This is a genomic window from Vreelandella sp. 21 (assembly GCF_050995515.1).
Lineage (GTDB): Bacteria > Pseudomonadota > Gammaproteobacteria > Pseudomonadales > Halomonadaceae > Vreelandella > Vreelandella alkaliphila.
In genome coordinates this window covers 3,128,314-3,146,143 of the sequence record NZ_CP194673.1, presented here as the reverse complement: position 1 = coordinate 3,146,143, position 17,830 = coordinate 3,128,314, and the positions used below count along the sequence as shown (strand labels likewise).

The 17,830-nt window shown below is 52.0% G+C and carries 15 protein-coding genes; 9 read left to right on the top strand and 6 right to left on the bottom strand.

Going from position 1 to position 17,830, the window contains the following annotated elements:
• The first annotated feature begins 33 nt into the window (after window positions 1–33).
• From adk to ACN06F_RS14480, 4 genes are all read left to right on the top strand, one after another.
• Window positions 34–687 carry an adenylate kinase gene (adk, locus tag ACN06F_RS14495; RefSeq protein ID WP_433924149.1) on the top strand — a complete coding sequence of 218 codons (654 nt, stop codon included), beginning with the start codon at window positions 34–36 and terminating at the stop codon, window positions 685–687.
• Window positions 688–796: 109 nt separating this feature from the next.
• Window positions 797–1,498, top strand: a complete 702-nt coding sequence (gene tsaB / locus ACN06F_RS14490; RefSeq protein WP_433924148.1) for a tRNA (adenosine(37)-N6)-threonylcarbamoyltransferase complex dimerization subunit type 1 TsaB — start codon at window positions 797–799, stop codon at window positions 1,496–1,498.
• Window positions 1,495–2,214, top strand: coding sequence for a class I SAM-dependent methyltransferase (locus ACN06F_RS14485; RefSeq protein WP_253486032.1), 720 nt, complete (start codon window positions 1,495–1,497; stop codon window positions 2,212–2,214). The genes tsaB and ACN06F_RS14485 overlap by 4 nt, the downstream gene beginning before the upstream one ends.
• 27 nt (window positions 2,215–2,241) lie before the next feature.
• Window positions 2,242–3,363: a phospholipase D-like domain-containing protein gene (locus tag ACN06F_RS14480; protein WP_231657676.1), complete on the top strand. Its 1,122-nt coding sequence runs from the start codon at window positions 2,242–2,244 to the stop codon at window positions 3,361–3,363.
• Between the two features lie 18 nt (window positions 3,364–3,381).
• On the opposite strand, the gene ACN06F_RS14475 is transcribed toward ACN06F_RS14480, so the two are convergent.
• Window positions 3,382–4,056, bottom strand: a complete 675-nt coding sequence (locus ACN06F_RS14475) for a YecA family protein (protein WP_415965108.1) — start codon at window positions 4,054–4,056, stop codon at window positions 3,382–3,384.
• A gap of 90 nt (window positions 4,057–4,146) precedes the next feature.
• Here ACN06F_RS14475 and ACN06F_RS14470 point away from each other — a divergent pair, with 90 nt between their 5' ends.
• The 3 genes from ACN06F_RS14470 to ACN06F_RS14460 all read left to right on the top strand — a co-directional run bounded on the left by ACN06F_RS14470 (window position 4,147) and on the right by ACN06F_RS14460 (window position 7,750).
• On the top strand, window positions 4,147–4,695 hold the full coding sequence (locus ACN06F_RS14470) for a SprT-like domain-containing protein (protein WP_039868362.1): 549 nt from the start codon (window positions 4,147–4,149) through the stop codon (window positions 4,693–4,695).
• A gap of 169 nt (window positions 4,696–4,864) precedes the next feature.
• Complete coding sequence (acs, locus tag ACN06F_RS14465; RefSeq protein ID WP_038477978.1) at window positions 4,865–6,814, top strand: acetate--CoA ligase; 1,950 nt, start codon at window positions 4,865–4,867, stop codon at window positions 6,812–6,814.
• A 273-nt stretch (window positions 6,815–7,087) separates the two neighbouring features.
• Window positions 7,088–7,750 carry a response regulator gene (locus ACN06F_RS14460; protein ID WP_009721286.1) on the top strand — a complete coding sequence of 221 codons (663 nt, stop codon included), beginning with the start codon at window positions 7,088–7,090 and terminating at the stop codon, window positions 7,748–7,750.
• 101 nt (window positions 7,751–7,851) lie between these two features.
• Here the strand turns inward: ACN06F_RS14460 and ACN06F_RS14455 are convergent, their stop codons facing one another.
• The 5 genes from ACN06F_RS14455 to ACN06F_RS14435 form a co-directional block, all read right to left on the bottom strand.
• Window positions 7,852–7,998 (bottom strand): hypothetical protein, encoded by a 147-nt coding sequence (locus tag ACN06F_RS14455; RefSeq protein WP_167541167.1) that lies wholly within the window; start codon window positions 7,996–7,998, stop codon window positions 7,852–7,854.
• A 15-nt stretch (window positions 7,999–8,013) separates the two neighbouring features.
• Window positions 8,014–11,961: a hybrid sensor histidine kinase/response regulator gene (locus ACN06F_RS14450; protein WP_433924147.1), complete on the bottom strand. Its 3,948-nt coding sequence runs from the start codon at window positions 11,959–11,961 to the stop codon at window positions 8,014–8,016.
• A 95-nt stretch (window positions 11,962–12,056) separates the two neighbouring features.
• Complete coding sequence (locus ACN06F_RS14445; protein WP_120386388.1) at window positions 12,057–12,587, bottom strand: hypothetical protein; 531 nt, start codon at window positions 12,585–12,587, stop codon at window positions 12,057–12,059.
• Between the two features lie 106 nt (window positions 12,588–12,693).
• The gene (locus ACN06F_RS14440; RefSeq protein WP_038477969.1) at window positions 12,694–14,475 is read right to left on the bottom strand and encodes a sodium:solute symporter family protein; all 1,782 of its coding nucleotides are present in this window, start codon (window positions 14,473–14,475) and stop codon (window positions 12,694–12,696) included.
• 6 nt (window positions 14,476–14,481) lie between these two features.
• Entirely contained in the window at window positions 14,482–14,742 is a 261-nt protein-coding gene (locus ACN06F_RS14435; protein WP_038477966.1) for a DUF4212 domain-containing protein, read from the bottom strand.
• Window positions 14,743–15,337: 595 nt separating this feature from the next.
• Here ACN06F_RS14435 and ACN06F_RS14430 point away from each other — a divergent pair.
• A complete protein-coding gene (locus ACN06F_RS14430; protein WP_433924146.1) occupies window positions 15,338–17,155 on the top strand; it encodes a putative nucleotidyltransferase substrate binding domain-containing protein in 1,818 nt (605 codons plus the stop codon).
• A gap of 5 nt (window positions 17,156–17,160) precedes the next feature.
• The gene (locus ACN06F_RS14425; protein ID WP_433925123.1) at window positions 17,161–17,811 is read left to right on the top strand and encodes a DNA polymerase III subunit epsilon; all 651 of its coding nucleotides are present in this window, start codon (window positions 17,161–17,163) and stop codon (window positions 17,809–17,811) included.
• Window positions 17,812–17,830: the final 19 nt, after the last annotated feature.

Here is a 17,830-nt window from a genome sequence, read left to right as displayed (position 1 = left end):
ATATCTAACGACTAACATTCAAGGAGCAGTGCCATGCGTTTAATCCTGTTGGGTGCCCCCGGCGCGGGGAAGGGGACTCAGGCTCAGTTTATCTGTGAGCAATTTAAGATCCCTCAAATTTCCACCGGGGATATGCTGCGCGCGGCCATCAAGGACGGTACCGAATTGGGTCTCAAAGTAAAAGAGATTATGAATAGCGGCGGTTTGGTGTCCGACGATGTCATTATCGATCTTGTTAAAGAGCGCATTAGCCAACCCGACTGTGGAAATGGTTTCTTGTTCGATGGTTTTCCGCGCACCATCCCGCAAGCCGATGCGATGAAAGAGGCTGGCGTTAAGCTGGACTACGTGTTGGAAATTGCCGTGCCAGACGAAGAAATTGTGAGCCGTCTTGCAGGGCGTCGCGTGCATCCGGCATCTGGGCGTGTTTACCATGTCGACCATAATCCGCCCAAAGAGCCGGGTAAAGATGACGTGACTGGGGAAGCGCTGATTCAGCGTGAAGATGATCAAGAGTCTACCGTGCGCAACCGTCTGTCGGTTTATCACGACCAAACCGCACCGTTGGTAGATTATTATCAGCAGTGGGCGAAAGAAGACCCTGAGGCCGCGCCGCAGTATCATCGCGTAGAAGGCGTAGGCAGCGTGGCTGACATTACTCGGCAAGTGAAAGAAGCGCTTTGCTAAGTAGCACATGCTAGAGAATTACACGATGGCCCGCAGGTTACCTGCGGGCCATCGTCGTTGAGGCCGCGTAAAGGTATAATGACGGTCTATTTTATGGAGTGCAGAATCGATGTCATCGTTATACCTTCTCGCACTGGACGCATCTTCTAGTGCCTGCTCTGCGGCTTTATTGCGCCAGCAGGGTAGCCAGCGTGAATGCTTGGCGCGTTTCGAGATGACGCCAAGGGCCCATACCCGGCGCTTAATGCCGATGGTGGATGACATTCTCGCTGAGGCCAATATTGCTACGCAGCAGCTAGATGCGGTTGCGTTTGGGCGTGGCCCCGGCTCATTCACCGGCTTGCGCATCGCTGCCGGTGCAGCGCAAGGCTTGGCGTTTGGGCTGGATCGTCCATTGTTGGGTATTTCCACCTTGGAAGCGCTCGCGCTTCAGGCCCATCGCCGCTACCATTTTCGTCATGTAGTGACCGCGTTAGATGCCCGTATGGGCGAAATCTATGCGGCTACTTGGCACTGTTTAAATGACACGCTTAGCTTGCAAAGTGACGAAGTGGTCGTGGCGCCTGCTAACTTTCATTTGCCTGCGGAGGAGGCCGACTGGGTAGGCGTGGGCTCGGGGTTTACGCTGTGGGATGACTTTGCGTTAAGCCTACAGGCCAATATGTCTCAGCATCTCACTGATCTTGAGCCACGGGCCGAAGAGATGGCATGGCTCGCCGTTCGTGATTTGGAAGCGGGGTTAGGTCTGGCAGCCCATGAAGCACAGCCAGTTTATTTGCGCAACGACGTGGCCTGGAAAAAGCCAGCATGAGCCATACGGTAAGCCCAGAGACGCTTGTGTTGCCTTCAGGATTGGCGCTTAGCTACGTTGATGGCCAATTGGCACTGTCAGGTGATGAGCGTCAATACGGAAAACCGCTTAGCGTGGATTTTGCCGCTGGAAAGGCAGCCCATCGCCGTCAGTTTGGTGGTGGTCGCGGGCAGTTAGTGGCAAAAGCCTGTGGGCTTGCTAAAGGCATCACACCTAACGTCGTGGATGCCACTGCTGGTTTGGGCCGGGATGCGTTTGTACTGGCAAGCCTGGGCGCAAATGTCTTATTAATTGAACGTGTCGCGGCGATTGCTGCGCTGCTTCAAGATGGCCTTGCGCGTGCCGCAAAAACAGACGCGACAGCAGAGATTGCCTTGCGTATGACGCTTCGTCATGGTGATGCCGCTGAGCAGCTGGCTGCCCTTGTGGAAAGCGCGGCCTTTGATCCTGAGGTTGTTCATCTTGATCCGATGTTTCCGCACCGTGAAAAGTCGGCGTTGGTCAAAAAAGAGATGCGCTTGTTTCGAGAGCTGGCGGGAGATGACGATGATGCACCGCGCTTATTAGAAGCAGCGCTGGATGTAGCAACGCATCGAGTGGTGGTCAAGCGCCCCCGCAAAGCTCCCCCTATCGATGGCCCAGCGCCGCAGCATACGCTAGAAGGTAAAACGAGCCGTTACGATTTATACGTCCATCGCTCGCTGGCTCGTCGCTGAGCCGTTTCTTCAAGAGAAGGAGTCTCTATGCAGCACGTGTGGCGTGAAGGCAACCGCACTACTCTGTTGCCGGAAGCAACGCGATTTTTGCCAGCTATGTTTGATGCAGTTAGTCAAGCGGAGCACTACGTGCTGGTGGAGCTCTACTTGATGGAGTCAGGTAAGTTAGCGAGCCAGATGAGTAATGCGCTGATCGACGCTGCTGAGCGCGGTGTAAAAGTGTATTTGCTGCTCGATGGTTATGGCTCTATGGGATTGGAACATCGTGACCGCATACGCCTAGAGCAAGCAGGTGTCGCATTACGGTTCTTTAATCCCATTGGTTTTCACTCGCTGGCTCGTAACTTAAGCCGTGATCACCGCAAAATTGTTGTCGTGGATGGAGAGGTTGCGTTTACCGGCGGATTTGGCGCGGTGGATGAGTTTCTGGAAGCATGGTACGAAATTGCGGTGCGCATCGAAGGCCCTGTGGTCGCTGATTGGGAAGAGCTTTTTCGCCGTTTATGGCGTTCCCGGTTAACACGGCAAGCAGGTGATGGGCAGGCTAGTTCAGTGTTGCCGCCACAGCGGACAGCAGTGCATTATGCTGATGGCATACGTGGCCGTGTAATGTCAGCGAGGGGGTATCGTTACCAAGCTATTCGCCACTCGCTCTATGCGCGGGTAAATCAGGCAAACAAGCGACTTTGGCTATGTACACCTTATTTTGTGCCGACCTTCACGCTGCGCCGACGTCTTATTCGCGCAGCACGGCGTGGCGTGGATGTTTGTTTACTATTACCGGGTAGTAAACATGACCACCCAGGTGTGCGCTATGCAGGACAACGGTTTTACCAAGCGTTGTTAAAAGCTGGCGTGCGGATTTTTGAGTTCCAGCCCACGTTTATTCATGCCAAGTTTGTGTTAGCAGATAACTGGGTCAGTCTTGGTTCATGCAACTTCGACCATTGGAATCTGCACTGGAACCTTGAAGCTAATCAAGAAGTAGAAAACCAAGCCTTCGCCAAGCAAGTTCAATCGCTGTTTGAGCGTAACTTTGCCGCCAGCCAAGAAGTCGATGCTGCCGCCTGGGCCGCACGACCCTGGTGGCAGCGAGCCCGAGAGTGGGTCTATGGCGTAGTGGATGGTATTGTCACCCGTCTTAAATAATGTGCGGCTAACAATCGGCTATCGACGCTTTTTACCTTTGGCCGGTGTTTTCTTGCGTGGCTTAGGCTTTGGCGTTTCGGGGGGCACGCGGTAGTGAAGATAAAGATCCAGGACTAATTCTGGCAATTGAGCAACAAAGGTTTCCTGACTGGCCTGATCTTGGGCCATCTCAGCCATTTCTGGCTCATCATCGAATAAACCTGAGAGCGACATAAAGGGCAACAGTAGCGTGGCGGCAGCTTCTTCGTCATCTTGGAACCACGCGCTTTCGTCGCTAAAGACACCTTCCATAAACCCCGCGCACCAGTCGCCGATGGGCGTTTCCTCAGCGGGGATGCCATCTAGCGTTAGCTCGAAGGGTAGCTCTGGTAAACCGCCCTGTTCAAGCACTGCGACGGCGTTGTCACGTAGCAGTGTTAACAGTTGGATAATCTCGTCTCGTTCGGCATCGTCCTGATAACTTGGCTCTCCCTGAAACAGCTCAGTTAGCCATTGACTGGTAGGTAATTCGCTAGGGGCAACCGCCAGCGCCACTAAAAAACCATGGGCAGAGATAAGGTCCAGCGCATCTTCGCCGACCTGCTCTGAGTCGAGAAAGTCATCCAATCGATCAAGTTGCTCGTCATCAAGTAGCGGCTGAGGTGGGGTGGTATTGGGCGACGTTGCTGCGGGAACGTTATTGCGCTCTGCCATAAGGGGCCTCATCATAAAAATCGTCTTTGAGAAAAAGATGTTGATCGGCAACACTCGTTGGCAACATCGTTACTGGTTAGTTTATCACTAATGAAGACTTTACCACTGCCCCCATGGCCTGCTGAAAAACTTGCGACACTATCTTCAGAGGCGCTCATGCACGCCGTGCGAGACAGAACTGATGAAGCGTTAAAACGCTGCCAAGAAGTCTATCCTGCGCTGCCAGCGCCAAAGGTGTGGTTCGACCTAAAAGGTGCCTCAGCAGGGCAGGCGCATCTAGGGCGTGGCGGGCTGCGTTTTAATCCTGTTTTACTGAGCAATAATCGGCAGGCGTTTTTTGACGAGGTGATTCCCCATGAAATGGCGCATTGGTTAGTCTTTCATTTAGCCAATGGCACGCGGCTCAAACCGCATGGTCGAGAATGGCAAGCTGTCATGCGAGACCTGTTTGGCCTTGAGCCTAAGGTGACTCATCGCTTTGATGTTCAGGATGCCCAGTCTCGGCCATATTATTATCAATGTGACTGTCAAACGCATTGTTTCACAGCCAGGCGTCATTCTTTAGTGGTAAAGGGGCGTCGCTATCGCTGCCGTCATTGTGATCAGACCTTGGTCTACAGTGCTTTTAAAAAACCTTGAAAGTGTTTTAACCTATTGTTTTAAATATTAAAAATGTTAATACCAATGTCTAAAGGGAAGCCGGCGTTGGGAGGTTTATGCTAGGTAAATATTAAGCGCGTCGGTGCGACTAACAATAATACCGACACCATTTTCTAGAGAGTGCAATTTCACGGACAGAGGCAACTTCATGAGCGAGCATAAAAACGTCTATCCAGTGCGCGATAGTATCGCTGCCAGTGCATGGGCTGATAAAGATAAATATGCGGCAATGTATCAGCAGTCCATGGACGACCCGGAGCGTTTCTGGGCTGAGCAAGCAAAGCGTCTTGATTGGATCAAGGCGCCAACCAAGATTAAAAACACCTCCTTTGCACGCGATAATGTTGATATTCGCTGGTTTGAAGATGGTGAGCTAAACGTTAGCGCCAACTGCCTAGATCGCCATTTGGAGAAGCGTGGCGACCAAACAGCGATTATCTGGGAGGGAGATAATCCTAACGATTCAAAACATATTACGTACCGTGAGCTTTATGAGCGCACTAACCAGCTGGCCAACGGCCTGAAGTCGCTGGGGGTAAAGAAAGGCGATACAGTGACGCTGTATATGCCGATGATTCCCGAGGCGGCCATGGCCATGTTGGCATGTGCCCGTATTGGTGCAGTGCACTCTGTTGTGTTTGGCGGCTTTTCGCCGGACGCAGTCGCTCAGCGGGTAATTGGTGCTGATTCTAAACTGGTGATCACTGCTGATGAGTCAGTGCGTGGTGGTAAACACGTACCCCTTAAAGAGAATGTCGATTCGGCTCTGACGCGCGATGGCACTGATGTGTGCAAAAACGTATTGGTGGTGAAGCGTACAGGCGGTGATATTGACTGGAAGGAAGGCCGTGACATTTGGTTTGACGAGCTGGTGGATAAGCAATCTACCGAATGCCAAGCTGAAACCATGAATGCCGAAGATCCGCTGTTTATTCTCTATACCTCTGGATCAACCGGTGCGCCTAAGGGCTTAAAGCATACCACTGGCGGCTACCTGACCTACGCAGCGATGACCCATCAGTATGTTTTCGACTATCAAGAAGGCGAAGTTTACTGGTGTACAGCGGACGTAGGTTGGGTGACGGGCCATAGCTATATCGTGTACGGACCGCTTGCCAATGGTGCAACCACGCTAATGTTTGAGGGCGTACCGAGCTACCCAAGCCATGGGCGAATGGGCGAAATTGTTGATAAACATCAGGTCAATATCCTCTATACCGCGCCTACTGCTGTCCGTGCATTAATGGCGCATGGTGATAACGTGATGGACTCTAGCAAACGTGACTCACTGCGCTTGCTAGGTTCTGTAGGCGAACCTATCAACCCAGAAGCTTGGGAGTGGTTCTATCGCGTTATTGGCAATGAGAAGTGTCCTATTGTGGACACCTGGTGGCAAACCGAAACGGGCGGCATTATGATCGCGCCACTTCCTGGCGCTACTGATCTAAAGCCTGGCTCTGCTACAACGCCCTTCTTTGGTGTGAACCCCGCGCTGGTGGATAATGAAGGCCATAAATTGGAAGGCGAGACGGAAGGCAATCTAGTCATTCTCGACTCCTGGCCGGGCCAAGCGCGCTCCATTTGGGGCGACCACGAACGCTTTGTACAGACCTACTTTTCTACTTACGACGGCATGTATTTTACAGGAGATGGCTGCCGCCGGGATGAGGATGGCTATTACTGGATTACAGGCCGGGTTGACGACGTACTTAACGTCTCAGGCCATCGTATGGGCACTGCTGAAATAGAGTCGTCTCTGGTTGCTCACTCGGCAGTGGCAGAAGCCGCCGTCGTCGGTTTTCCGCACGATATTAAAGGCCAAGGCATCTATATCTATGTAACACTTAATGATGGTATTGATCCCACGGATGAACTCAAGAAAGAGCTGACCCAATGGGTACGTAAAGATATTGGCCCGATTGCATCGCCAGATGTAATTCAGTGGGCTCCTGGGCTGCCAAAAACACGTTCTGGTAAAATTATGCGGCGCATTTTACGTAAAATTGCGGCCAATGAGTGTGATGGCCTGGGGGACACCAGCACGCTGGCTGATCCGTCGGTGGTGGACGAACTCATTGAGCATCGTGCCAACCAGTAATGTTTTTTGCCCCCAGTTATCCTTCTAATGGGGGCACTTTTAAATGACGGATGTCATTCATTTGCTATGTTAAATAAGGCAAACTGGATAGATCCGTTGCAGTGCCGGCCATGGAGCCGGCACTGTTATTTCTGTTTGGATGACGTATCAATGACAAATAGTGCATGTGATGCTTGGGAATGACGAAGCCCATGGGGTACCATGCTTCAACCGTATGAGCCTAGCGTCGCGGCGGTAGCCAACCCCGCTGCTCGAGGAACCGGAGGAATATCCATGGCAGTAGCCCATAAGTTTATCGTCGCAGACGACCATCCGCTGTTTCGTGCAGCGCTCACCCAGGCGTTGCGCCAGTTAGCCCCCCAGGCTGAGATTGTCGAAGCCGACACCATGGAAGCCACCACTGAGGTCGTTAATCGACACCCTGATGCTGATTTGATTTTGCTAGACCTCCATATGCCAGGAGCGCATGGCTTTTCAGGTTTGATTCAATTGCGTGGCCAGATGCCCGATATTCCGGTGGCGGTTGTTTCAGGCAGTGACGAGCCCTATGTAGTACGTCGTGCAATTGACTACGGCGCGTCAGGCTTTATTCCTAAATCATCCTCGCTACAGTTGATTGCTGAAGCGGTGGGGGAAATCCTGCAAGGGGAAGTTTGGCTGCCAGAAGCGTTGGCGAACGTCTTAGATGAAACCAGCGAAGAAGAGTCGCGTTTTGCGGAGGCAATTGCCTCACTGACGCCGCAGCAGTTTCGTGTGCTCAATATGCTGACGGAAGGCTTGTTGAATAAACAGATCGCCTATGAGCTTAGCGTCTCAGAAGCCACTATTAAGGCCCACGTGACGGCTATTCTGCGCAAGCTGGGAGTGCACTCGCGCACCCAGGCTGTTATTGCTGCTCAGAAACTTGAAGTGGAACCGCCAAAAGTTTCTTCTTGAAGGGTAAGTTGGATTCCCGATAACCCCCTTCGGGAATGACGGTGTGGTGCATCTGTCTCGTTTCGGGAATGACGGTGTGATGCATCTGTCTCGCGGCTCTGTCATTCCCGCATGCTTTTAGCGGGAATCCATTTTGAAGCAGGCTCCCAGGCATCAGCGGGTAAGGTCAAACTGGATTCCCGATACCCCCCTTCGGGAATGACGGTATGGTGCATCTGTTTCGTTTCGGGAATGGCGGTATGATGCATCAATCCGCCGTATCATTACGTTTTCCCTCCTGCTCGGCTAGCCTGAAGGGTGCGAGTTAAAAGCGCGCGCAGCGCGGCAGGTTTGACCGGCTTAAGCAGCAGTTGATAACCCGCACGCTTAATCTCTTCGGCCACCGCTTCCGTGCGGTCGGCGGTAATCACAATGCCCGGTACGGCTCCTTCGAAGCGCTCACTGAGGGCCTCGAGTGCCATTAGCCCCGTGACTTCATTGTCCAGATGATAGTCTGCCAAGATGGCGTCGGGGTCGCCGTCCATGTTACGCAGAATCGATTTTGCACCGCCGATGCTGGTCGCGGTAAATACTTCACATCCCCAGCCGCTTAGCATGGCCGTCATGCCCTCTAAAATGAGCGTTTCGTTATCGATACACACAATGCGGGTACCCGCTAGCTTATTACCACTCCGGCGGCTTTGAGGTTCTTGGTCCGCTAAGGTTACTTCACGGGCGGCAACAATGGGAACGCTGACGCAGAATGCAGTCCCCACACCTACCCAGGACCGAACCTTAATTGGGTGGTCAAGTACACGGCTCATACGATCGGCAATTGATAAGCCTAAGCCGAGCCCTTTCTCACTCTCTTTATGGCGTGAAACTTGATCCAATCGGCGGAACTCTTGGAAAATTTCCGTTAGCTTAGACTCAGGAATACCGGGCCCACTATCCCACACCTCTATGGAAAGTCGTCCTGCTTGGCGGCGACAGCCTAGTAGTACACGACCTTCTTGGGTATAGCGAATCGCGTTGGATAGAAAGTTTTGTACAATCCGGCGAAGCATCTGCGGATCGGAATCTACCCATTGTTGCGTCGGTACGACGACAAGATCCAGTCCACGGTCATCGGCCATTACTTCAAATTCGGCACGCAGTGGACGAATAATATCCGCCAGTGCAAAGTGGCTGCGTCGCGGTGTGAGGGCACCCGCATCAAGCTTTGAAATATCTAGCAGAGTGCCAAGCAGTTCTTCAGCGGCTTGAAGTGAGTTATCAATATGGCTGATGGTACGCTGGGTATCGCTAGCGGTGACGTTCTGCATTAATGCGGAAGTAAACAGCCGGGCTGCGTTCAGCGGCTGTAACAAGTCATGACTGGCGGCAGCCAAAAAGCGCGTTTTGGAAGCGTTAGCATCTTCAGCTAATTGCTTCGCTTGGCGCAGCGCTTGCTCTGCTTCAGCGCGCACACGGTTCTCTTGGCGCAGCGCCGCGTTGGCCTCGGAAAGTGCTTGTGTGCGCTCGCGAACACGTTCTTCCAGAGTTTCGTTGGTCTCTTTCAAGGCGATTTCAGCTTGGCGGCGCTCAGTAATGTCTTGATAAAGCGCGAAGAAACCTAAAATCGACTGGCTATCGCCAAAGTGGGGCGTATAGGTGACCAGCATATAGCGCATGGCATCATTAACGCGCATTGAGACTTCAAAACTGACGCGCTCGCCTGCAAGCGTTCGCTGAACCCATGGCATGCGCTCTTCAGCTTTTTTAACCGGTAATACGTCTTCGTATCGGCGTCCAATCACGGCATTACGATCAATATCGAAAGCTTGTTCGTAGGCGCGGTTGGTGAATAAGTAACGGCACTCTTTATCAAAATAGGCAATCAGCGCGGGTACATTATCGGTGTAGATACGGATGTTGTTTTCAGAGCGGATCAGCGCCTCTTCGATGCGCTTCTGCTGAGTAATATCTTGATAGGTATAGACAAAACCACCGCCAGGCATCGGGTTGCCTTGGACTTCCAATACACTGCCATCTTGGCGGTAACGCACATAACGATGGGGCTGGCCGTCGCGAATGTTGTCTAGCAGCAGTTGGACGTGCTCCTCTGGATCTCCTGGACCATATTCGCCGTTGTGCGCGTTGTAGCGAAAAATGCGATCCATGGGGGCGCCGACCCGTATCAAGTGATCAGGGAAGCGGAACAGCTCTAAATAGCGTTGGTTCCACACCACCAAGCGCAAATTTTGGTCAACCACGCTAATACCCTGGTTGATGTTTTCAATGGTGGCTTGCAGTAGTGCGCGGTTGAACTCTAAGACTTGAGAGGCTTCATCAACGATTGAAATGACATCTGAAATGCCGATGCCGCGTCCCTGAAGCGCCGAGTTAACGACTATGCGTGCTGACGATGCACCTAGCACTGACGCAAGAAAGCGCTCAGTAAATTGGATGACGTCGATAGACGCCCGTGAACTATCTTCCATGGGTTTGCCCGCGCGTCGTGCGTAATCCTCAAATGCGCGATCCACTTGGCCTGCCCCAAGAAAACGCTCACAAAGTACTTTAAGGTCGCCAACAGTAGTGGCGCCTGTCCAAGGGCGGTTTACGGATGTTTGGCGTGTTTCAACGCTATCGACAAACAGCGATGCCTGAATACGCTCGACAACCCGCTGAGAAGTTACCTGTGAAACAAAGATATAGCAGAACAAGTTGATGCCCAGCGACAGCATGACTCCGTGGGTAAATGGGTCGCCGAGGTTTAAGCCAAATAGGGTTGTGGGCGATAGCCAATTAAGCCCTAAAGGGCCGCCCGCTAGCCAGGCTTGAGGAAGCACTCCGGCGTTGATCATAGCCGGCATTAGCAGGCTGTATGCCCAAATCGCAAAGCCTGCGTTCATGCCAACGATAACGCCGAGGCGGTTACCGCGCTTCCAATACAGCCCGCCGATGAGTGCGGGGGCAAACTGAGCGGCGGCCGCAAAGGACAGCATGCCAATTGAGGCTAGCGAGGTGAATTCGGCAATGAGCTGATAGAAGCCGTAAGCCATTGCCAGAACAGCGACAATGGTAAGGCGGCGCGCGCGGAGTACTAAGCGGCCATAGTCGCGAGCTTTGGTGTCGAACCAACGCAACCTGAAGAGCGCTGGGATCACGATCTCGTTAGAAATCATGATAGAAACTGCCACTGCCGCCACAATAACCATCCCTGTCGCGGCAGAAAATCCGCCAATAAAGGTGAGAAGGGTCAGCCACTGCTGGCCAGACGCCATCGAAAGAGAAAGTACGTAAGTATCAGGCTCAACCCCGCTTTCAGAAAACAGCAGTAAACCAGCTGCCGCCAAAGGCACCACAAAAAAGGCGACTGCGAGTAAGTAAAGAGGAAATAGCCAGCGTGCTTTCGTTGCGTCATCTGGGTGGATATTTTCCACCACTGCCACATGAAACTGACGAGGCAGGCAAAGTATGGCGAGCATGGCGAGCAGCGTTTGCGCCCAGAAGCTTTGGCCAAAATCTTGATTGGCTAGCTGGCGCTGCAACTCCAATTGGCTTTCGGCGTGGCCCATTAGTTCACCTAGGCCATCAAACATGCCCCAGGTAACAAACGCGCCGAGGACAACAAACGCCAGCAACTTTACCAGAGATTCAAATGCTACCGCATGAATCAGCCCTTCGTGGTGCTCTGTCGCGTCTGTGTGGCGAGTGCCAAAAAGGATGGCGAAGATTGCCATGACGATAGCGACATAAAACGCTGTGTCGCCAAACAGCGGCGTATGGGTCATATCCGCTGCGTCGGTAAGAACACTAAAGGTGGTAGACACCGCTTTTAACTGCAGAGCAATGTAGGGCAGGGTGCCAATGAGGGCAACTAAGCTAGCAAACGCCGCAAGAGATTGGGTTTTGCCGTAACGGGAAGCAATAAAGTCAGCGATTGACGTGACGTTTTGATGTTTGGCAACGCGAATCATTTTTGCCAGAACAGGCCAAAACAGCAGAAACGTTAAGATTGGGCCGACAAAGATACTGGCGAATGACCAGCCAGCCGTGGCTGCTTGCCCCACCGCGCCGTAAAACGTCCACGAGGTGCAGTAAATGGCCAATGCCAAACTGTAAATGATTGGCCGTCGGCGGCTGGCGCCGTGAGTCCGTGCACGGCGATCACCGAACCAGGCAATTCCAAACAGCACCGCAATGTAAAGCAGTGATACCGCGACCAGCAGACCGCCATGAAACATGTCGTCTCCCCACGTTGAAGGCTTCGCCTAGCGACGATCTAATATCAAATAACGATCATCTAAATAAAGACCCTATTCTAGGCGAAGGAGGGGCATCACGTCTGCTGGTCGGCGGCAAGTTGGCAAACGGTTGTTAGCAAAGGCGCGGTTTCCCGTAGCGTGCGGCGTTCGCTTAATTCAGCGTCGCCCGTCTCTGTATTCAGGGGGACTATCTCGCGGTGAGCGCAGTTCAAGACATAAGGCTGAGTGGTCAGTATATCGGTATGGCGGCGTTCGAATTGATAGAGAATAAATTCAGCAATTAACTCATCGTCAATGTGACGAGCGCGCACATTGTCGCTATCAACGATGCTGAATTTAGTCGTCATCGGAAACACAAAGGTCCATGGTCGCCACACGGCGCTAGACGTATCGCTGGAAATGACGATGGCAGTTTCAGGTAGTTGAGAGCGCTTGTGTTCAAACCAGCTGTATTCGGTTGAGACCTGATACCCAAGCATACCCAGGCCACCAAAAACGGGCACGATCCATTTAGGCAGCCGTTTACGGCTAAGCGTTCTAAGTAATAGGCCTATCCCTGCGGCGGCAAGCCCGGCAAATACAGCGGCAACAAGATGCCAAATCATAAAATATCCTTTCTAAATGACATCGGGCTCCCCTAAGGAAGCCCGATGAGAAGTATCGATTCCGAATCTAATGGCAGTGTGCCAAAGAGGAGGAGCCGATTATGACTTAGTGGTCGACCGCGACACCAGCACCTTTCGGGTAGCGAACGCTTTCTACCAGGTCTTGAATCTCCTGCGGAGGCTCTTCCGTTGCGCTAGAGACAGCAAACGCAGTTGCAAAGTTGATCATCGCGCCTATTGCACCGAAGGAGAGTGGTGAAATGCCCAGGATCCAGTTGTCTGGCGTGTTAGCCAGCATGTTGGTGCCAGGGACGAAGAACCAGCCGAGATAGGTGAAGATATAGAGCAGGGTGCAGATCAGACCTGCAAGCATGCCGCAAATCGCGCCTTTGCTGTTCATGCGCTTGGAGAAAATGCCCATCATCAGCGCTGGGAACAGTGAGGCACCCGCGATACCAAAGGCAAGTGCAACCGTCTGTGCTGCGAACCCGGGTGGGTTAAGCCCGAGGTAGGTAGCCAGAAGAATTGCGCCGCCCATTGAGATGCGTGCTGCCAGCATTTCACCCTTTTCAGAGATTTTCGGATTGATCATTGTTTTGATCAAGTCATGACTAATGGCTGACGAGATAGCCAATAGTAGGCCAGCCGCTGTTGAGAGAGCCGCAGCAATACCGCCTGCTGCAATCAGGCCGATAACCCAACCCGGTAGGTTAGCAATTTCTGGGTTTGCTAATACGAGAATGTCGTTATTAACGGTCAGCTCGTTACCTTCCCAGCCACGATCAGAATAGTCGGTAGCATCATTGTACATTTGGATGCGGCCGTCATTGTTGAGATCGTTGAAGGCGATAAGCCCAGTTTCTTCCCACGTGCGCACCCACTCAGGACGATCTTCATAGAGAATCGGATTGCGGGCGGCTTCTTCGTAATTCTCTACTTGTCCTGCCATCTCGGGATAGACGGTGGTAGCCAAGTTTAGACGCGCCATGGAACCAACCGCAGGAGCGGTGAGGTACAGCAGTGCAATGAATACAAGTGCCCAACCAGCGGACCAGCGCGCATCAGCAACTTTCGGCACAGTGAAAAAGCGAATAATGACGTGGGGTAAACCAGCAGTACCCACCATTAGCGACAGAGTAAACAGCACCATGTTCAGCTTATTATCGACGTCGGCGGTATAGTCGCGGAAACCAAGTGCATTGACCACTTCATCCAGCTTGGTCAGTAGCGGAATACCAGACTCCGTATGAGTACTGAACATACCGAACATCGGAATCGGGTTGCCGGTTAGTTGCATGGCAATGAACACCGCCGGAATAGTATAGGCGATGATAAGCACTACGTACTGAGCGACCTGCGTGTAGGTAATACCTTTCATGCCGCCAAAAACGGCATACAGGAACACAATCAGCGCTGCGATCCAGATACCCCAGGTGTTGCTCACTTCCAAGAAGCGCGAGAAAGCAACGCCAGCACCGGTCATTTGACCGATAACGTAAGTAACAGAGGCAACGATTAAACACACAATCGCGACGAAGCGCGCAGTGTTGCTGTAGAAACGGTCACCAATAAAGTCGGGCACTGTAAACTTGCCAAACTTACGCAGGTAAGGCGCTAGCAGCATTGCCAGGATAACGTAACCACCTGTCCAGCCCATCAAGAAGGTGGAGTTAGCGTATCCGCCAGACGCTAGCAGACCGGCCATTGAAATAAACGATGCAGCTGACATCCAGTCAGCGGCAGTCGCCATACCGTTGGTGATAGGGTGAACGCCGCCACCGGCAACGTAGAAGTCTTTGGTCGACCCGGCTCGTGCCCATATCGCAATCCCGATATAGAGCGCAAACGACGCGCCGACAAACAATAGGTTAATGGCAAACTGGCTCATACTGGCTTACTCCCCAAGGCCGAATTTTGCATCGAGTTTGTTCATTCTCCAGGCATAGAAGAAGATCAGTACGATGAAGGTGAGGATGGAGCCCTGTTGAGCGAACCAAAAGCCCAAGTCAGTCCCACCAACGGGAATGCCCGCTAGCAGCGGACGAAAGAGAATGGCACATCCATAAGAAACGAACGCCCAAACGGCCAAGCATCCAAAGATTAAGCGGACGTTGGCTTTCCAGTATTCAGCAGCATTGGATTTGTCATCTGCCATTGTGGTGCTCTCCAGTTGTGATTTTTAGGGTTGGAAAGTTAACTCAGGATAGCGTGTGATCCATTAGGGCAATCCTTCATAGAAAACCGCTCTTTTAGTTGTCTGCGATGATTTAGTGCGATTAGACGCATATCACCTTGTTGGTTAAGTTGCTCTGCTGGTTAATGGTTTGGCAAGGTTTTCTTCAGTGCCTTGATAAGTGTTTAACAAGTGCCACGTGAACATCCTGTATAGCCCGTTGTTAATAGTGGGCAATAATTGCAAAAAATAAATCCCAGACTTTGGTATCAATGAGCTTTCAGTACGTATTGTGATGTTTATTTTTGAAAATAAATACTTGTTTTTGAAGTTTTTTTGGCTTTCATGTCTGAGTGATAGGACGATGGTCTATGGATCGCTTAAAAGCAATGTTTGCTACTTTTAATAGGTGGTATATTAAGTGGTCAAGTTTGCTAGTTCGTGTCGCTACTTTGGTCGCTAAACAAACGTCTTTGCGACGTTAGCGGTATAGCAAAAGGTATAATAAAGGCGCTGGTTAAAAAGCAATCAAACCTTAAGCCATTGTGTTCTTCATCGCGATTAACTGGGGTCACTCATGATTGACGTTGATCTTTCCCAATTGCCCTTCACATTAATTGATGATGAAGGGCGTGACCACGTTCGTCGTGGTATGGACATCGCCTATTTTGATCGTGATGAAATTATTATCGAGATGGGGCAAGCGGGTGAATCGGTATTTTTGATTCACAAGGGCGAAGTTGCTGAGCTGGATCCTACCCTGCCAGCGTCTAGTGCACGGATTGGGCACTACACAGCTGGTGACCTGTTTGGTGCCATTAGTATTCTGAACGGTAAAAGCCGCTATCGCTTCCAGGCTGAACAAGAGTGCTTGTGCTATGTGATGCCGAAGGCGCTATTTATAAAACTATGCCGTCATCATCCTGACTTCGAAAATTTCTTCAAGCAGTCGCTATCTCACAAAGCGCGATTAATGACTGAAAAGCGTGCCGAAGGTGGCGTGACCATGGCCGGTTTTATGTTGGCTAAAGTCAGCGAATGTATGCGTGAACCTCTTATCATGGATGCATCGACAGATATTGCCAGCGCGGTGCGTCAGCTCAACGATAGCCATGCAGATAGTTTGCTCGTCAAAACCCAGGGCGAGTTTGGCATTGTCACTAAAACCGATTTGCTCAATGGTGTCGTGCTGAATAACTATGAACATACAGCGCCCGTTGAGGATGTGGCCCATTTCTCGTTGGTGACCGTTACCCCCCATCAATACTTATTTGAAGCGCTCGTGCTGATGACGCGGCATAAAGTAACGCGGGTAGTGGTTATGGAACAGGGCGCCCTGAAAGGGGTGGTGGAGCTAACGGATGTCCTTAGCTATTTTTCGAGCCGTAGCTATGTCGTTAGTCTGCAGGTAGAACAGGCGAATAGCTTAGAAGCATTGGCGGCTGCCAGTCAACGCACGCCAGAATTGGTGAATGCGCTTATGGCGCAAGGGGTCAAGCTACGTTTTGCCATGGACCTACTGGCCGCGTTGAATGGCCGAATTATCAATAAAGCGTGGTCATTTGTTATTCCTGAGCAGTATCACTCCCAAAGTTGCCTAATGGTGATGGGGAGCGAAGGGCGCGGTGAACAAATTCTTAAAACAGATCAAGATAATGGCCTGATTTTAGCCGATGACAACCAATGGCCTTCGCTTGCCGAAGACATGAATGTGCTTACCCAAACGCTGATTCAGCTCGGCTACCCACCATGCCCAGGTAATATCATGGTGTCTAATCCTGAATGGGTTGGCACTGTGTCGCAATGGAAAAACAACATTGCTAAATGGGTGAGTGCAAGAGATGGCGACAGCCTAATGAAGCTGGCGATTTTGCTGGATGCCCATGGTGTGGCTGGTAATCCGCAATTGCTAGACAGCGTGCGTGCAGAGCTGTTTGAACGCTGCTCACGGGATGAGCTATTGCTGTCTTACTTTGCGCGTGCTGCGCTGCGTTTCTCAACACCGCTAACGCTATTTGGCTCCTTAAAAAAGCCTCAGCATGGGATCGATATTAAAAAAGGCGGTATTTTTCCTATTGTTCATGGGGTGCGCACAATGGCCCTCGAGCGACGCATTAATGCCACTTCCACCTTAGATCGCCTGGACGCTTTAGCAGAAGATGGTCGTCTTGATCGCCGTTTTGCTGACGACCTGGGCGAGGCGCTGGCGCTGTTTACCGAACTACGTTTAAAGCAGCAGTTGCAGACAGCAGAAGCGTCGACTCAGCAGCGTGGTAACCGTGTTGTGGTGCAAGAACTCTCGTCCCTTGAGCGTGACCTGTTGCGTGAGGCGCTGCATATCGTAAAAGATTTTAAGCAGCGGCTCTCCCATCGTTATCATTTGGAGTATTCGTGAGCGGAATGCGCTTGTTAGACCGGCATATGTCACTGCTCAGTGGCTCGCTGCGTACATTAATGCAGCGCGAAAGCGACCGTCGACGTTGGGCAGATTCCCCCTACGCATGGCTGTTTCAGCCCTACATGGGGGAAGAAATGGTGGCGCTTGCCTGCCAGGTTAGCCCAGGCCAAGCGCCGGTGGTCAGCGTCGCTGCTGTTGTCTTAAGCCCAGGGAGAGTACAGACCAGCCGAGCCTGGGTGGCTACCCTGGCAGAAGAGCAGAACAACAACGCCCCTGCGCTGCGGCGACATCATCAGCTGTATGCGACGGATACGGTGCTGGCGCCGAACGCTGAGCATCTTGGGGCGCTGGCTGAATTCATCGGTAATCGGCCGCTAATTGGCTGGGAGTTAGGGCGCTCGGTGGAACACCTAAATCTTTTGTTTAAAGCAGGGTTGGGATTTGGTTTGCCCAATGCCCAGGTCGATGTTGGAAAGCTACACTATCGCCAACTGCGTCGCTTACATCCACAGTGTGGGACAAGTGGCCGCCTAACCGAAGCGCTCGCTCGTTGGCAAATCCCCGCTCTTCAATGGATGGGAGTGCTTGGGGATGCAACCGCAAGCGCGCTTTTATATCTGCGTTTGCAGCGCGAGATCGCCCAGCAGGGGTAGTCGTTACTACCCTCATGGG

Bases quoted from the DNA above. Each gene is read 5' to 3' on its own strand.
- ACN06F_RS14425 (WP_433925123.1), top strand. From the start codon at position 17,161: ATGCGCTTGTTAGACCGGCATATGTCACTGCTCAGTGGCTCGCTGCGT.
- ACN06F_RS14450 (WP_433924147.1), bottom strand. From the start codon at position 11,961: ATGTTTCATGGCGGTCTGCTGGTCGCGGTATCACTGCTTTACATTGCG.
- ACN06F_RS14435 (WP_038477966.1), bottom strand. From the start codon at position 14,742: ATGGCAGATGACAAATCCAATGCTGCTGAATACTGGAAAGCCAACGTC.
- ACN06F_RS14460 (WP_009721286.1), top strand. From the start codon at position 7,088: ATGGCAGTAGCCCATAAGTTTATCGTCGCAGACGACCATCCGCTGTTT.
- acs (WP_038477978.1), top strand. From the start codon at position 4,865: ATGAGCGAGCATAAAAACGTCTATCCAGTGCGCGATAGTATCGCTGCC.
- ACN06F_RS14455 (WP_167541167.1), bottom strand. From the start codon at position 7,998: ATGCATCATACCGCCATTCCCGAAACGAAACAGATGCACCATACCGTC.
- ACN06F_RS14480 (WP_231657676.1), top strand. From the start codon at position 2,242: ATGCAGCACGTGTGGCGTGAAGGCAACCGCACTACTCTGTTGCCGGAA.
- ACN06F_RS14445 (WP_120386388.1), bottom strand. From the start codon at position 12,587: ATGATTTGGCATCTTGTTGCCGCTGTATTTGCCGGGCTTGCCGCCGCA.
- adk (WP_433924149.1), top strand. From the start codon at position 34: ATGCGTTTAATCCTGTTGGGTGCCCCCGGCGCGGGGAAGGGGACTCAG.
- ACN06F_RS14440 (WP_038477969.1), bottom strand. From the start codon at position 14,475: ATGAGCCAGTTTGCCATTAACCTATTGTTTGTCGGCGCGTCGTTTGCG.
- ACN06F_RS14485 (WP_253486032.1), top strand. From the start codon at position 1,495: ATGAGCCATACGGTAAGCCCAGAGACGCTTGTGTTGCCTTCAGGATTG.
- tsaB (WP_433924148.1), top strand. From the start codon at position 797: ATGTCATCGTTATACCTTCTCGCACTGGACGCATCTTCTAGTGCCTGC.
- ACN06F_RS14470 (WP_039868362.1), top strand. From the start codon at position 4,147: ATGAAGACTTTACCACTGCCCCCATGGCCTGCTGAAAAACTTGCGACA.
- ACN06F_RS14430 (WP_433924146.1), top strand. From the start codon at position 15,338: ATGATTGACGTTGATCTTTCCCAATTGCCCTTCACATTAATTGATGAT.
- ACN06F_RS14475 (WP_415965108.1), bottom strand. From the start codon at position 4,056: ATGGCAGAGCGCAATAACGTTCCCGCAGCAACGTCGCCCAATACCACC.